Source organism: Vibrio sp. R-1 (assembly GCF_035615595.1).
GTDB lineage: Bacteria > Pseudomonadota > Gammaproteobacteria > Enterobacterales > Vibrionaceae > Vibrio > Vibrio cholerae.
In genome coordinates this window covers 1-488 of record NZ_WPDC01000309.1, presented here as the reverse complement: position 1 = coordinate 488, position 488 = coordinate 1, and the positions used below count along the sequence as shown (strand labels likewise).

Here is a 488-nt window from a genome sequence, read left to right as displayed (position 1 = left end):
GGCGGTATGCGTTGTCAGCCCCTTAGGCGGGCGTTAGGCATTTCATTTAAGGAGGGTGAATTGACAAGACAGGATACACGTTTGGAATCAGAGGGAGCTGAATTTTTGGCCCTAGGTCAACTATTAATTCATCGTATCTTAGCCTACAAAACTTACACAAATATGCCTGGTTATGATTTAGTTGCAGTTAACCCCGACACACATAAATCAGCAAGAATCCAAGTGAAAAGTCGGTGGAGGACAGGAGCATTAGGCTTTCCAATCAAAAACTTAGACTCTGATTTTGTTGTTGCTGTCTTTCTAAATCGGGGTTCGAAGGACAATAAAAAAGAAATATTGCCACCCAAATTTTATATATTTCCTATTCAATTAATAATTGATGCTCCTCGTAGTGTGGACTGGGGAAAGGTGAGTATAAAATCTATACCTGAATATGAATGCTACGAAAATAACTGGGGTCTTATAGCTTCATTCTTGGCAGAAAAAAA

General features: G+C 39.3%; 1 protein-coding gene. It reads left to right on the top strand.

Annotation, left to right across the window (positions count from 1 at the left end):
* Positions 1–60 precede the first annotated feature (60 nt).
* Positions 61–488: hypothetical protein (locus GOU96_RS18270; RefSeq protein ID WP_324702123.1), on the top strand; the 428-nt coding region annotated here is incomplete at its 3' end.